This window comes from Nostoc sp. NMS8, from assembly GCF_017115045.1.
Taxonomy (GTDB): Bacteria; Cyanobacteriota; Cyanobacteriia; order Cyanobacteriales; family Nostocaceae; genus Nostoc.
The window spans coordinates 139,421-153,675 of record NZ_JABXKK010000085.1 but is presented as its reverse complement, the minus strand read 5'-3'; the positions used below and the strand labels follow the sequence as shown (position 1 = coordinate 153,675).

General features: G+C 42.0%; 12 protein-coding genes. 6 read left to right on the top strand and 6 right to left on the bottom strand.

Translation table 11 applies throughout. The annotated features are described in order from the left end of the window. Positions 1-138: 138 nt before the first annotated feature. The 5 genes from HWQ39_RS16420 (at position 139) to HWQ39_RS16400 (ending at position 6,471) form a co-directional block, all read left to right on the top strand. Positions 139-1,992 carry a response regulator gene (locus tag HWQ39_RS16420; RefSeq protein WP_292846942.1) on the top strand — a complete coding sequence of 618 codons (1,854 nt, stop codon included), beginning with the start codon at positions 139-141 and terminating at the stop codon, positions 1,990-1,992. Next, entirely contained in the window at positions 1,989-4,679 is a 2,691-nt protein-coding gene (locus HWQ39_RS16415) for an ATP-binding protein (protein WP_292846939.1), read from the top strand. The genes HWQ39_RS16420 and HWQ39_RS16415 overlap by 4 nt, the downstream gene beginning before the upstream one ends. 17 nt (positions 4,680-4,696) lie before the next feature. Next, positions 4,697-5,074: a response regulator gene (locus HWQ39_RS16410; RefSeq protein WP_292846936.1), complete on the top strand. Its 378-nt coding sequence runs from the start codon at positions 4,697-4,699 to the stop codon at positions 5,072-5,074. Positions 5,075-5,302: 228 nt separating this feature from the next. Then, on the top strand, positions 5,303-5,608 hold the full coding sequence (locus HWQ39_RS16405) for a response regulator (protein ID WP_292846933.1): 306 nt from the start codon (positions 5,303-5,305) through the stop codon (positions 5,606-5,608). 65 nt (positions 5,609-5,673) lie between these two features. Next, positions 5,674-6,471: a sensor domain-containing diguanylate cyclase gene (locus HWQ39_RS16400; RefSeq protein WP_292847137.1), complete on the top strand. Its 798-nt coding sequence runs from the start codon at positions 5,674-5,676 to the stop codon at positions 6,469-6,471. A 580-nt stretch (positions 6,472-7,051) separates the two neighbouring features. Here the strand turns inward: HWQ39_RS16400 and HWQ39_RS16395 are convergent. After that, the gene (locus HWQ39_RS16395) at positions 7,052-7,372 is read right to left on the bottom strand and encodes a hypothetical protein (RefSeq protein WP_292846930.1); all 321 of its coding nucleotides are present in this window, start codon (positions 7,370-7,372) and stop codon (positions 7,052-7,054) included. A 33-nt stretch (positions 7,373-7,405) separates the two neighbouring features. On the opposite strand from HWQ39_RS16395, the gene HWQ39_RS16390 reads away from it, so the two are divergent. Beyond that, positions 7,406-7,717 (top strand): threonine dehydratase, encoded by a 312-nt coding sequence (locus HWQ39_RS16390; RefSeq protein WP_292846927.1) that lies wholly within the window; start codon positions 7,406-7,408, stop codon positions 7,715-7,717. Positions 7,718-8,113: 396 nt separating this feature from the next. Here HWQ39_RS16390 and HWQ39_RS16385 read toward each other — a convergent pair whose 3' ends face one another. The 5 genes from HWQ39_RS16385 to HWQ39_RS16365 all read right to left on the bottom strand — a co-directional run bounded on the left by HWQ39_RS16385 (position 8,114) and on the right by HWQ39_RS16365 (position 14,036). Next, positions 8,114-8,323 carry a hypothetical protein gene (locus HWQ39_RS16385; RefSeq protein WP_292846924.1) on the bottom strand — a complete coding sequence of 70 codons (210 nt, stop codon included), beginning with the start codon at positions 8,321-8,323 and terminating at the stop codon, positions 8,114-8,116. A 615-nt stretch (positions 8,324-8,938) separates the two neighbouring features. Beyond that, on the bottom strand, positions 8,939-10,255 hold the full coding sequence (locus HWQ39_RS16380) for a hypothetical protein (RefSeq protein WP_292846921.1): 1,317 nt from the start codon (positions 10,253-10,255) through the stop codon (positions 8,939-8,941). 29 nt (positions 10,256-10,284) lie between these two features. After that, on the bottom strand, positions 10,285-11,529 hold the full coding sequence (locus tag HWQ39_RS16375; protein ID WP_292846918.1) for a decarboxylase: 1,245 nt from the start codon (positions 11,527-11,529) through the stop codon (positions 10,285-10,287). Continuing rightward, positions 11,517-13,403 (bottom strand): asparagine synthetase B, encoded by a 1,887-nt coding sequence (locus HWQ39_RS16370; RefSeq protein ID WP_292846915.1) that lies wholly within the window; start codon positions 13,401-13,403, stop codon positions 11,517-11,519. Before HWQ39_RS16370 ends, HWQ39_RS16375 begins: the two co-directional genes overlap by 13 nt. A 9-nt stretch (positions 13,404-13,412) precedes the next feature. Further along, positions 13,413-14,036: a DUF3859 domain-containing protein gene (locus tag HWQ39_RS16365; protein ID WP_292846912.1), complete on the bottom strand. Its 624-nt coding sequence runs from the start codon at positions 14,034-14,036 to the stop codon at positions 13,413-13,415. Positions 14,037-14,255 lie beyond the last annotated feature (219 nt).

Sequence of the window (14,255 nt, the reverse complement as noted above, 5' to 3'; positions counted from 1 at the left end):
AGACTAACAACTTTAAATTAACTTATTGTCATGTTTGTAACAATATATTAAAATTACACAGTAACTTGACTATGACTACGGTGATGGTGTGCCCAGCGATCGCAAAGGTGTCATAAGCATCTTCTTTGGATACAATCTATGAAAATTTTGTTGGTAGAGGATGACGTATTACTGAGTACAGCACTCTTCGATTTGTTGAGTGCAAATCGTTATACTATCGACATAGCAAGCAATGGACAAGCTGGATTAGAACTAGCGACATCGACTGAGTATGAGTTGATTTTGCTGGATTGGCTAATTCCCAAACTGGATGGGATTAGCTTGTGTCGACAACTGCGAAAGCAAGGCTACCGTAAATCTATTCTGTTGCTAACAGGGAAAAATTCTAATGCAGATATAGTGGCAGGCTTAGATGCCGGAGCAGATGATTACGTCATCAAACCCTTTGATCCAGAAGCATTACTAGCCAGAATTCGCTCTTTATTACGACGCAATGAGGCAATTTCACCATCCATCTTAACCTGGGGAAATCTCTGTTTAGATCCAAGTGCCGGCAGAGTAACTTGTCATGAGCAAGAAATTCCCCTTACCGCCACAGAATACAAACTGCTGGAATTATTTTTGCAAAACCCAGATCGGATCTTTAGTCGGGCAGTGATTCTAGATCGGCTCTGGGGATTTGGGGACGCACCGACTGAAAATGCAGTTACGACTCATATTAAGGACTTGCGAAAGAAACTGAAAACAGTAGGTCTAACAGAAGAATTTCTAGAAACGGTATATGGTATGGGCTATCGCATCAAGCCTGCACCTAATCGCTCCATCTCTGTTGTGCAAACGAATCAAGATGGCAAGAAAAAACCCGCTCCCAAAGATATGACTGCTGTCAATCGGGTGCTGGAGCGATTTCGCAATTCCTTTATCGGTCAGGTTGTAGTGCTGGAGCGGTTAAAAACTGCACTCTTAGCCGGGAATTTAAATGAAGAGTTACATCAGCAAGCATTGCATGAAGCCCATAAGCTAGCAGGCTCAATGGGGTCGTTCGGTTATCCAGAGGGTTCTCGGCTGGCACGGAAAATAGAGCATTTACTGCTTGGAAATTCCTCGTTATCTACCGAACAAATCTCTAATTTTTCACAACTTGTAACAGCATTAAAGCAAGAGTTAATTAAGCCGGCTGTCACTTCTACCGCTCAAAACTTCTCGCTAAAGCAAACTTATCGTCTATTAGTCATTGATGACGATACGACACTGACAGAGCAGTTGCAAGCAGAAGCCGACTCATGGGGCATCAGGATGAAGGTTGCACCAAACTTAGCAACGGCCCGATCGCTATTTTCTTTAAAAACTCCTGATGTAGTTTTACTGGATTTGAGTTTTCCTGGAACAGAAGAAGATGCATTAATATTATTGAGCGAGATAGTAGAGCGATCACCAAATATTCCAGTAATTGTTTTTACAGGACGAGATACTTTAGCAGATCGACTGGCAGTCTCGCGTTTAGGAGCTAGACAATTTTTGCATAAACCGGCCACAACCGAGCAGATTTTTCAGGCGATCGCTCGTGTCTTACCTCAACCTCAAACTTCCGAAGCCAAAGTTTTAATCGTAGATGATGACCCTGTAATCCTGGCTGGATTATCGGCGTTACTAACTCCTTGGGGGTTGGAAGTCATAACCCTCTCCCAATCACAACAATTTTGGAAGGTGCTGATTGCAACATCCCCAGATTTGGTAGTACTAGATTTAGAAATGCCGATAGTGAACGGGTTAGAGTTGTGCAAAGTCGTGCGCCAAGATGCCCAGTGGGGAGATTTACCGATTTTAGTAGTTACCGCCCATACCGAAGCAGAATTTCTTCAGCAAGCTTTTGCTGCCGGAGCCGATGATTTTATTAGCAAGCCAGTGCTAGGGCCAGAACTTGTGACACGGGTACTGAGCCGAATTCAAAGAACGCGCAGGCGCTCTCAGCTAGGGAGAAGTCAAGCATGATCGGAAATTCACGATTATTGAACTACGGTGTTGCTATTGGCTCCACAGCGATCGCCATCTTGCTGTCACTTTGGCTAGAAGCGCTGATTTCTCGAACCATTGGGGCATTTTTCTACATCGCTATCATCGTCAGTACTTGGTATGGTGGCTTTCGACCAGGGATCGTTACAGTTGTCCTTTCCACACTGGCAATTGATTATTTTTTAATTCCCCCTCGGTATCAACTGGGGATTAATCAACCAGAAGATATATGGCGGTTAGGTCTTTTCTTGCTAGTTGCCTTGATAATTAACCTGGTGACAGGCAATCTTCAGTACAGCAGACAGAAGATTCAACAACTCAACCAACAATTGTCTCAAGAAAATGCCAAGCAACTGCGAATAGCTCTTGACGAGCGCAAACATACACAAGAAACACTGCAACATCAATTTGAGCAACAGCGCTTAGTAATGGAGATGACCCAGCGTATCCGGCGATCGCTCAATTTACAAGATATCTTGCAAACTACTGTTGATGAAGTGCGGCAATTTCTGGAGTGCGATCGCGTCACTATCTTCCAATTTTATCCAGGTTGGGGTGGAACCATTGTTGTTGAGTCTGTTGCACCGGAATGGATGGCTCTTTTACCACTCCAAATTCTCGATCCTTGTATTGGTGAACAGAACGTCGAACCCTTTAAACAAGGCTTAGTCACTGCGAAAACTGATATTTATACTGCTGGAATTAGTCCCTGTCACGTTGAATTTTTGGAAAGTCTCCAAGTGAGGGCAAATCTGGTCGTTCCCGTTTCCTTGGGAGATGAATTGTGGGGATTATTGGCAGCTCATCAATGTAAGGCTCCTCGTGAGTGGCAATCTTCAGAAATTGCTCTGTTGCGGCAGTTAGGAACGCAGGTAAGCATTGCTATCCAGCAGGCAGCTTTGTTTGAACAGGTGCAGACAGAACTGACAGAGCGCAAACAGGCAGAAATTGCCCTGCAACAATTGAATGCCAAACTTGAGCAACGAGTGCAAGAACGCACCGCACAACTGACAGAGACGAACGATCGCCTGCAAAAAACAGTGATAGAGCAGCAACAAACCCAACTCACACTTTTAGAACAGTCGCAAATGCTGGAGCTTCAGGCTGTAATTACCCGAAATATGGGAGAAGGCATTTGCTTAGTGAAAATTGATAATGGAATGATCGTCTATGCCAATCCGAAATTTGAGCAGATGTTTGGCTATAACTCTAGCGAACTCAACGGTCAGCACGTTTCGATTGTAAACTATGTCACCGAATCGGTAACTACGAAAGATGTAAATCAAGCGATTGTGTCTACCGTCTTACAAAATACTGAAGCTACTTATGAAGTCCAGAATGTTAAAAAAGATGGAACACCATTTTGGTCTAGTGTGACGACTTCTGTATTCAGGCATCCCGATTACGGCAAAGTTCTGGTTGCGGTTCACCAAGATATCACTGAGCGCAAAGGCATCGAAGAAGCTTTACGCGAGAGCGAAGAAAAGTTTCGTCAGCTGGCAGAAAATATCGAAGCAGTATTTTGGATGACCGATAATCAAAGTCAGCAAATTCTATATGTGAGCAATGCTTACCAAATCATCTGGCAAAGAAGTTGTGAAAAGTTGTATCACAACTATTCAGATTGGTTAGATGCAATTCACCCAGAAGATCGCCAGCGCGTCGAAATTGAACTCATTGAACAGCTCAGACCAGGGCAATACGATAAAAAATATCGCATTATCCGTCCTGATGGTTCAATCCGTTGGATTCGCGATCGCGCGTTTCCGATCAAAAATGAATTAGGCGCAGTAGTTCGGATTGCTGGTATTGCTGAAGATATCACTGAACTAGAGCAGATTAATCTGATGAAGAGTGAGTTTATTGGCATCGTTAGTCACGAACTCCGCACTCCCTTAACTGCAATTCGCGCCGCATTAGGCTTACTACAAACCGGTATCTACGACAAAAAACCAGACAAATTCAAGCGGATGATTGAGATTGCAGCCATCGATAGCGATCGCTTAGTGCGTCTAGTTAACGATATTCTCGATTTGGAACGCTTAGAGTCGGATCGAGCTATCTTAAAAAAAACCACCTGCAATGCGGCTGATTTAATTCAACAAGCAGTAGCAGGAGTGCAAGCGATCGCCAATCAGCAAAATATTACCTTTAAGATCCACCCTACTAATGCTCAAGTTTGGGCGGCGGCTGATGCTATTGTGCAAACACTCACCAATTTGTTAGGTAATGCAATTAAATTCTCGCCTGCCGATTCTACTATTACACTCAGTGTCCAACAGCAAACAGACCGCGTACTATTCCAAATAAGCGATCGAGGACGAGGTATCCCCACAGATAAGTTAGAAGCAATCTTTGGAAGATTTCAGCAAGTAGACGCCTCTGATTCTCGCACCAAAGGCGGCACAGGCTTGGGATTGGCAATCTGTCGTAGTATTATTGATCAACACGGTGGGCAAATCTGGGCTGAGAGTACTCTTAGTATCGGCAGCACGTTTTTCTTCACCCTGCCATTGCCGGGAAATTTGGCAGGGAGCAGGGGGCAGGGAGCAGAGGAGCAGAGGAGCAGGGGAGCAGAGGAGCAGAGGAGCAGGGGAGCAGAGGAGCAGGGGAGCAGAGGAGCAGGGGAGCAGAGGAGCAGAGGAGCAGAGGAGAATAATAAATAACCAATGACAAATGACAAATGACTAAAAGATTGTTAATTGTGGATGATGAAGAACGAATCCGCGAATTAGTACAAGCTTGTTTAGAAGACTTGGGAGGATGGGACACCTTGACAGCTGCATCAGGGACAGAAGGACTGGAAATTGCTCAGACAGAACCCATTGATGCCATTCTACTTGATGTCTCTATGCCTGATCTTGACGGCTTTGCAGTCTACGAAAAGCTTCAGGGAAATTCTGCAACCCAAGAGATTCCAGTGATTCTGTTAACAGTAAAAGTCCAAGGGAGCGATCGCGCCCGTTTCGCCCAAATGGGAATTGCTGGGATTATTACCAAACCCTTTGAACCTACCTCTATTTGCAACGAAGTTACCAATATTTTGGGGTGGGACGATTAATTTTGAAGATTTGTAACAAAATCTATATCTTTATTAGTTTTTTATTTTTATCATCTATATTTTTTGTTTGCAGATAAAAATATTTTATCTCACAGGAAAGCTGTATGAAATGACATGAATATGCTAGGGGAGGTAAATATAACCGTCAAAACGATATTGCTCATTGATGATGAACTGAATGTACGTGAGATAGTAAAATTTTGCCTCTAAGATTTAGCTGGTTGGAATGTGCTGACAGCAGATTCTCCATCAGAAGGATTGCAGAACGCAGTACACCATAGTCCTGATGCGATTGTATTAGATATCTCAATCCGTGATATGGCTAGTTTTGAGTTTATGAATAAACTCAGAAACAATACAGAAACTCAAACTATTCCTGTAGTGCTGCTCAGTGCTAAAGCGCGATGGCTGGATTCGCAAATTTTGCAAAAGTATCAAGTTGCTGGCGTAATTCTCAAACCCTTTAATCCAGTTACCCTCCCTGCTCAAGTTGCTCAACTGCTGGGTTGGGATTTTACTTCACTAATGGAATGAACAAGAATAAAGAAGTTTACGAATCATTTAGGACTGCCATATCAAATTGATCGCGAAACACTGAGATCAATTTTGTCAAAACATCGGGACAGTCTTATCAAGAAGGTACGCACCAAGTCACTCCAGACATCTACACTGCCGATTTTGCTCCTTGTCATCTAGAGTTATTGGAAAAGTTGCAAGTCAGAGCCAAGCTAGTTGTACCAATTTTTCAAGGCGATCGCCTCTGGAGACTTTTGGTTGCTCATCATTGTAGCGCCCCGCGTGACTGGCAACCTTGGGAAAGCCAACTGCTTCAGCAATCAGAACTTTATCAACAATTACAGCGTGCCAACCAGAAGCTTGAAAATATAGTGATGATAGATGAATTAACTCAAATCGCCAATCGCCGATGTTTTGATCATAGGCTTAATTGTGTCTGGCAATATCTTTTACGAGAAAAAGGTTTTATCTCATTACTTTTATGTGACATTGACTATTTTAAACAATATAACAATATTTATGGTCATGCAGCCGGAGATAATTGTTTGCGCTTGATTGCCCAAGCTTTCAAACAAAGTGTGAAACGTTCTAGAGATTTAGTTGCTCGTTATGGCGGAGAAGAGTTTGTTGTTATCTTACCTAACACTGCTAGTGATGGAGCTTTTTACGTTGCCCAAGAAATTCATCAAGCTCTAGAACAGCTAAATATTCCCCATAGGGCATCAGCTGTGAAGCAGCACGTCACCTTGAGTATTGGAATTGCCACAGTGATTCCTACGTCTAATATGCTTCCTTTAGATTTAATCGAGGCAGCAGATCAAGCCCTTTATCAAGCCAAAGCAAACGGGCGCGATCGCTCTTATATAAATAGACTGTCTTAGGGAGTGAGCGATGCCTGCGGTGGTAACAGAGCTTTGTCCTTGGCGCAGTCTCCGACACGCTATTCGCGTTCGTAGAGGAGTGCAAGCTACCCGATACTAATTAAGTGCTTGTTGAGATTTTTTAAAACTTGTTAACTACTTTCATTTCTTTATTAGTTCTTTATTTTCTGTTTATAAATTTAAGCTGTTGGTAGTTAAGCCAAGAGCGAACTACTTATTTGTGTTTAACTTTTTTAATAAAACAACAACTATATGACAAACTGCCCTTGCTGTTCCAACCAAATGCTTCGTCACATTCGTTTACAAGAAACCTACTGGTTCTGCCGCCACTGCTGGCAAGAAATGCCTAACCTGAGTTCAGCAATGAACAGGAATACTTTAAAATTAACTAGAAAAAGCACATCATTAGTTAAAACGCCAATCTACTCATTTTGAAATACCAAAATCACTATTTTATAGTACCCATTGAAAAACCAAATTAACTCTTGAAGTTATCTATTGTCATTAATCATTGGTGTTTGAAAAGGATTAGTGCCGCAAGGCGGAATTAAAAATTAAAAATCAATACAACATAAGCGTTTCATTGATTTGGAATGGTGAGGCAGTCCGGTTTTCTCCCAAAGGGAGAGGCTAGCGCCAAGGGGGTTCCCCCATGAGGAACTGCCATGCAGCGTAAAGCCTTCTCTAGAGAGGCTCCGCCAACGCTTACGAGCCTGCGAGAGGCATTGTTAATGCCATCTCCCAGATGTCCAACTACATTCCCCGCTTTTTTGAGGACGATATTAATTCTTCTGTCATCTTTGGCAGTTTGCTCTGTATAACCTCCACAAAATAAATAGCTATACCTATCCACTGGTAGATTTTTGCCATAGCACCAATTCTGCGATCGCAATTGAGTCACAATAATAGATAGGCAATCATTGAAGGTGCTGTCATGCTTCGTCTAACTCAAGCTATTCGGAACTTTTTCCTTCGCGTTGAAGGCTTGTTTGGTGTTTTATTCCAAAGTTTTTCTAATTTTGTCGGAAATATATTTGGTTTTTTTGCGAAGCTTTTCGGATTCACTAATTCTGGTTATTTCTTGGAATCTGATGAAGTGCAAGATATAAACCTAGCCGCCGCTAAACAGCCAATTGAAACGAACCAAGATAACACTAGTAAAATTTCTACCAGTAACCGCCGTCGTCCTAATGCCAAGCTTGACGACTACTACCTCAACATGGCTCGTGATGTGAAAAAGAACTGACAAAAAACATCAACCAACGCTTAGAGCGAGTATTTTCGAGTCGCGTCTGAATATTGGTTAAAACCGTACTTCTTTACGAGACGCTACCGCGTAGCAAGATCCCCGTAGGGATACGTCCCGCTACGCTAACGCTCCTGGTAGGCAAAAAAATTAAAATATTCTAGCCTTAAAACTCTGTGCCTTTATGGGTAGAGTATTCTGACTCCTGTTTTATAAATTATTGTCGCCTGCACTGGTGTAATGTGAGTGCGCGAAAATCATCCAGCCACAATTAACTGATTTCTCTATGCGTAGGCTAGCCAAAATCGCAGGTATCGCACCTTTAATAAAGATTTGTCCAGCTTCAAGCTGGACAAGAATTAGAAATATTTTTGAGATTGAATATTTACTTGATTTTTAACTTACTAAATCAACCAAAGCGTTACTATGAAAGCGAACTATAGATGAAACTGAGCAACCACGATAATTCTCAGAGGTGAACACTGATAGTGTGATATTAGTTTGACCGGGATCTAGTATGCGTTTTACCTTGCAGGTTTGCATTTTGTTGTTGCAGTAAGCAATAATGCGATCGCCAGCCTTGACTTCCAACGCTTGAATTTTCAATTAATACCAACCTTGCCCAGGAATTTGCTTAATTAGAGGAAAAACATATTGCTATATTTTAATTCTTTAATAACAGCAATGTTTATTTAAGTATAACACAAAAATTAAAACCTTGAAATGGTATCAATTTCATCTTGATAATGTCAACGAAAATCGGCGGCTATCCCGGACACTGGATGGGATAGCCGCCGATTTAGTTATTAGTCATCTCCAGAAATTAAATATGCGTTACCCATAACCCTTGTAGAGACGTTGCACTTGCTACGTCTCTACATTCTTTTTCGGAAATGTCTATTAGTTATTAACGTGAAAGCAAGGCTATAACTAGCTTTTAGATTGCCTCGTTCCCAGTCTCCGGCTGGGAATGGTCGTCTTTGAGGCTCCGCCTCTCGTACTGACGGCTCTGCCGCTAGGAGCAGCATTTCCAGCCGGAGGCTGGAAACGAGGTTTTAAATGAGTTTCAGCTTAAGTTGACACCAATGGGCACTGCCGCTCCCCTACACCTTGCGATATTATGTTGTACCCTACCTGAATGGAAACCGCTATACAACACTGCTGTCAGGTTATTTATGTAGGGGTGTACATTTGTATTTCCCAACAGATGAAATGAGAATACTAACCGAAACTTTGAACAACGTACATATCATTTCCTGTATCGCCGACTAAAAGCAAGCTACTGTCATCACCTTCTAAAGTTTGGCTGCCAGCAATACCCTTTTGCAGAACTTTAATTATTCTTTGGGGAGTAAAAGATTCCAATTCCACATATTTTCCAGATTCTAACCATGCTAATTCTTTAGTAGACAAATTTTGACGTACTTCTTCAGGCAATTGTTTAGCTGCTTGCGCCGACTCTGGAGAGGATTGAATGAACATTCCACGTTTAGTAGCGATAATTTGACGTGGCGTTAGTCCAATATCAATAATCACAATCTCACTATTGAGAAACCAATTAGCATTGGTTCTCAAATTATGAACGAAACCAATGCCTCGTGGATTGCAATCATGTATTGCATAGACTTTCAAATCGGGATTGCGGCGCAGCATTTGCATTGTGGTGTCAAAAATGCTTTGGGGATATCCAGTAATGCTGAGAATTGCACAATTGTTTTCAAAGTGAAAATTATTAGCAATTAATAGTTGAGCAATACTAGCACTATCACAAACGACTAATCTATCAAAACTGTAAGCTGTTACATCAGGATTAATCGTGGCTGGTTTATTTTCCTGGTTTGGAGAAGGAAGAATTTTGAGAATGGAACCATTTATTTGCTGCCAGCGATCTAGCCAATCTTTAACCTGAGATTGTAGAAGTAAAAATTCTTGCGTTACTCCCATCTGATTTAGCTGTCTAGTTCCTAAGTACAATGAAACCATCCCAATTATTACTGCAATAGCAAATGCAATAAACGAAGTTAATATAAATATACTGATTAATATTCCTCCTGCCAGAATTATTAAACCTAAAACCTGCAAGATTCTGGCACTTGACTTTCTTCCTTGACTATTAAGTTTACTAGAAGTGGTATTTTTAAATAAATAAACAACTAAGATTAAGTTATATATAAATAGTACAATCACAAAAGAGTTAGATCCTAATACACCTGAAAGTATTCCGCCAATAAAACCGGGTGCCCAAATACTAAAAAAGAGATAAAAAAAGAGATAAAAAAAACCAAAGTTACTAGACAGGTTAAATGGATTGCGTCTGACGCGGTTATCTAAAAAATAAAGCAGTTGTTTGGGCGTAAAAAATAATGTACCCTGAGCAGAGATGTCAGATATAACTTTTGCAAACATGGGGTCAGTTATCTTAACATTGCCCATACTAGTCGGTTCAAAGGCAAAGAGATGATTGCATTTTGTACACCGACCTTGATTATCTGTTCGTTCTTTTAATTTGTTGTCAGTTCCGCAGTTAATACACTTCATAATGGTTGCCCAATGTTATTTATTAATTGTTATTTATCTAGCACCTGATTTGTTAGTAAAACGCTGTAGTCTTCCCGCCGACGAATTAAGCGATGTGTGTCATTTTCTAGCAAGGCTTCCGCAGGTTTGGGACGGTGTAAAAAGTGAGACGACATTGCATAACCATAAGCACCGACATCTAAAATGGCAACGATATCACCAATTTCTAAAACTGGGAGTTGGCAATTTTTCCCAAGATAATCTCGTGAATATGTGGTGTTACCACAAATATCTGTTGTGAATGGATTATCTACTTGTTTCCAAGTGATAATTTCTCGGTAGCCGCCGTGTACTGTGGGTACTGAAAGATTAGCAACGGTGGTATCAACTCCAACAATCTGTTTTTCTCCTTGCCATTTTACAGAAACAACTTGAGCAAGCAAAGTTGCACATCCAGCGATCGCACTTCGTCCCGGTTCAATTACCAAATCAATGTCCCGCCCTAAACGAGTAATTCTCTCGGTTAATTCAGCCCCAAATATTTCCCAGTTAAAGGCTGTTTTATTGTGGTGATATGGATAGCCAAAACCACCACCAAAATCTAAATATTCCCAATCTGGTAACTTTTGGGCTGTGGCGATTACTGTATCAATTACTTCGGTGAAAGCTGCTGTGGCATTAGTTCCCGTACCTCGATAGAAGTGTAAACCACTTAGCTTTAATCCCACCTCACCAGTTAAAGCGATCGCATCACCAAATTCTTCTGGACGTACACCAATGCGGCTATCTCCGGTAATTTCCGGCAAATTCAGGCGTAAACCTAGCCGGATAGATTTCTCTCTGTGTTTGGGCAAAACTTCACAGCACAACTGCAACTGAGCAAGGCTATCGAGATTGAGTGTTGTAACTCCCCAATTCAGGACTTGTAGCATCTCAGCCTGATTTAAATTACTACCGCTATAAACAATCTCACTCGGATCGAAACCAGCTTGCAATCCTAAATAAATATCTCCTGGTGTATTAGCGTGAAGTCCCCATCCAAAGGAGCGAAAAATTTTTAACAGCGCAATGTTGCCATTAGTAACGCTAGCAAACCGAAATTGCGTGCGCGGATAACTGACTGCTTTGCTAATCCGCTCAATAGTTTCGCGCAAGCGATCGCCATTATAAACATAAAGCGGAGAACCGTAGTTATTCAGTAACTCCTGGGCAACTTCCTTGGTGAATGGGGGAGATGAGGAGATTAATTGCTCACTCCTAACTCCCAACTCCTCACTTTTATCTAATCTTGCCATCGCTTGTAATTTCTCCATAGCCAACGATTTAACCAAAAGGGATGATCCCAAGAATGTTTAGTTTGTTTTTCATTTAAAACGTGCGATCGCCAAAGTTGCCACATAATTAGTAACCAGAGTGTTTCACCAATCCGCCGGCCTTGAATAGCTGCTCCTAATTTGCCTTCAACGATTTGTGTCGCAATGTGAGGATAAAAATGATTGTGAGCGCGAAGTGTCTCAGGATTGAGCCAAATGCCCAGTTGATGCCAAAAATCATTTAAACACCAAGAAGTTAAGGGAACCCCCATACCCCGTTTTTGTCGCCAGACAATTTCGGGTGGCAGCCAATTTTCTACAGCCCGTTTGAGGATATATTTTTCACAAGCTCCCTGTAAGCAGAGTTCTCCAGATAAGCGGAATGTCCATTCAGCCAGAGGTAAATCACAAAAAGGCGATCGCACCCACAATCCATGAGCAAACGCCAATGCAGTCGCACGGGGATGGATATTCTGCGCCCCTTTGAGCATCAAACTAGCACGGCGGAGGCGATGTAGCAAAGATGGACACTCATTGCGATCTAAAGCCGCCAATAGCCAATCTTCGGGATGCAAATTTTGGATCTGTGCATAAACCTGTGGCTGATAAACTTGAGATTCGTATCCTCCAAGACGGTGAAAGGTACGGAAATATTGCTGAATAAAACTTTCCTGTCCGGCGGGATTTTCTGCTTGATAAACACCTGCGGCAATTAAAGGTTTATTAGTCCAACCGGCAAATAATTGATCTCCACCTTCACCATTAAAAATTACTTGAGTTTCCTGACTCGCTCTCTCTGACAGGAGATATAAAGGCACACACACGCCATCGCCAAAGGGCAAATCCAATGCTTTCACAGTCGGAATTAGCGCATTCTCGATCGAACTTGGGGTTACTGCAACTTTAATTAGCGGAATTTTGAGAAACTCGGCGACTTGTTCAGAATATGGATATTCTGGAATACCTGCGTTACCAAAATCTAAAGTGTAGGCGCGGACTTTCACCCCTGCTTGTACCAGCAGCGCCGCCACCACTGAAGAATCGAGTCCCCCAGAGAGAAACACCCCGACAGGCTCATCTTTTAAATCGGCAATTTGTCGCTCAATCGAGTCTTTCAGGAGAGTTTGCAATTCAGTAATTGCTGTAGCTTCATCTGTTAACTGTTTTGGCGCTTCCCGCCACGAGTGGATTTTTTTAGATTCAGGTGTTTGCAGAGTACCTGATTGGCGATCGCTCTGCCAAACTAATTCCGTCCCCGCCGGCACTGCAAACACTCCATTAATAGCAGTTAAGGGTGTGGGAACATAAGAAAAACAGCTATAGCCATATAACCCAGGAATGCTAACTTCTGACTGTTGCAAAATCGGTAAAAGCAATTGCAGTTGGGACGCAAACCAGATTATTTGTCCTTGCTGAGTCCAATACAAGGGCGCTTTTCCGAAAGGTTCTCTTCCCAAAATTAGGCAGTTGTTTTCCTGGAGACTTACCCAAGCATCGGGTGAACTAAATAATCCTGATGCGGAGATGGCAGCAATTTGATTTTTAGAACTTACACAGAAGAGATCCCCCAACCCCCTTAAAAAGGGGGCTTTCAAGGTTCCCCCTTTTTTAAGGGGGGCTAGGGGGGATCTAGATTTCAGGTGTTCAGCGTGTAAGTCCTGATTTTGTTGCCTTCTGGAATTTCCATCGATTTCTATATAAATAACATTCCAGATGGGAAGAGGATAATGGGGAAAAGGCTTTGAATTTTCCCTTTTAGGGGCGAGGTTTTCCAAAACACTAGTTAGCAGCGCTTCCAACTCTTGTTGAGCGCCGTAACCCCAATAGCCAAGAAAGTGATGCGGGATGTTGCCCATCTGGACTATTTATTTAACTTCAAAAGTTTCATCGCTAATCTGCCGACCTTCTAGGAACATCTGCACTTTCCAATTACCAACAGTTGCAGCCGAGTTAATAGTGTAGCGACACTGCGTATCCCAAACAGACGTATTAATCTCGCGGGTTTGATAGTTGTTTTGCTTGACAATTTGACCGCTTGGGTCAATCCAATTACAAGAGAGAGCCAGCTTTTTACCTAAAGGAGCATCCTTTAAGGTGACATGATACAACACTTCTGGATTAGTTTGGCGGGAAATTGTCTTTAAGTTCTCGCTACTATTTTGTGCCAAAGTGATGCGGTCTTGTTGAGCAGAAACACGAGAAAGTGCAGAATTTTGCTGCTGCATAAAAAATATTGTAGATGCAATGACAACCACTACAACTGCCACCACTCCAGAGATCATCCATCGATTCCGGCGTTGCTGTACCTCCAGTGCTTGGCGGCGATTTAACTGAATCAGCGCTTCATCTAATAACTCAGGCGGTAAATTCAACTCCTGTAAAATTTCTCTAACCTGCTGTTGGTCTAGTTCTGCATCCCGACGCAATTGCAGCCCTTGTACTTCTGTGACTATTTGTGATAATTGCTCTTGAGTCAATCGCTGCGCCATAGCTTAACTCCTGTTAAAAAATTTGATTGCGATCGCTAATTACGTGTAATCAGAAGAATTTTGAACTTTATATATTAGATATCTCACTTTTGTAAGTACATCATAAGCTACAAAAAAAGGTTGTTGTTTTTCAGATTCTTTCTGAGATACTTTTGTAAACACTTTCTTTTCTCTTGTTTCCATGTCTCTGCATGAAAACTCCCAACTCCTAACTCAGCA

What these genes read in the sequence shown, in the direction of transcription:
- HWQ39_RS16420 (WP_292846942.1), top strand. Translation starts at nt 139, where the DNA reads ATGAAAATTTTGTTGGTAGAGGATGACGTATTACTGAGTACAGCACTC.
- HWQ39_RS16415 (WP_292846939.1), top strand. Translation starts at nt 1,989, where the DNA reads ATGATCGGAAATTCACGATTATTGAACTACGGTGTTGCTATTGGCTCC.
- HWQ39_RS16380 (WP_292846921.1), bottom strand. Translation starts at nt 10,255, where the DNA reads ATGAAGTGTATTAACTGCGGAACTGACAACAAATTAAAAGAACGAACA.
- HWQ39_RS16370 (WP_292846915.1), bottom strand. Translation starts at nt 13,403, where the DNA reads ATGGGCAACATCCCGCATCACTTTCTTGGCTATTGGGGTTACGGCGCT.
- HWQ39_RS16365 (WP_292846912.1), bottom strand. Translation starts at nt 14,036, where the DNA reads ATGGCGCAGCGATTGACTCAAGAGCAATTATCACAAATAGTCACAGAA.
- HWQ39_RS16375 (WP_292846918.1), bottom strand. Translation starts at nt 11,529, where the DNA reads ATGGCAAGATTAGATAAAAGTGAGGAGTTGGGAGTTAGGAGTGAGCAA.
- HWQ39_RS16390 (WP_292846927.1), top strand. Translation starts at nt 7,406, where the DNA reads ATGCTTCGTCTAACTCAAGCTATTCGGAACTTTTTCCTTCGCGTTGAA.
- HWQ39_RS16410 (WP_292846936.1), top strand. Translation starts at nt 4,697, where the DNA reads ATGACTAAAAGATTGTTAATTGTGGATGATGAAGAACGAATCCGCGAA.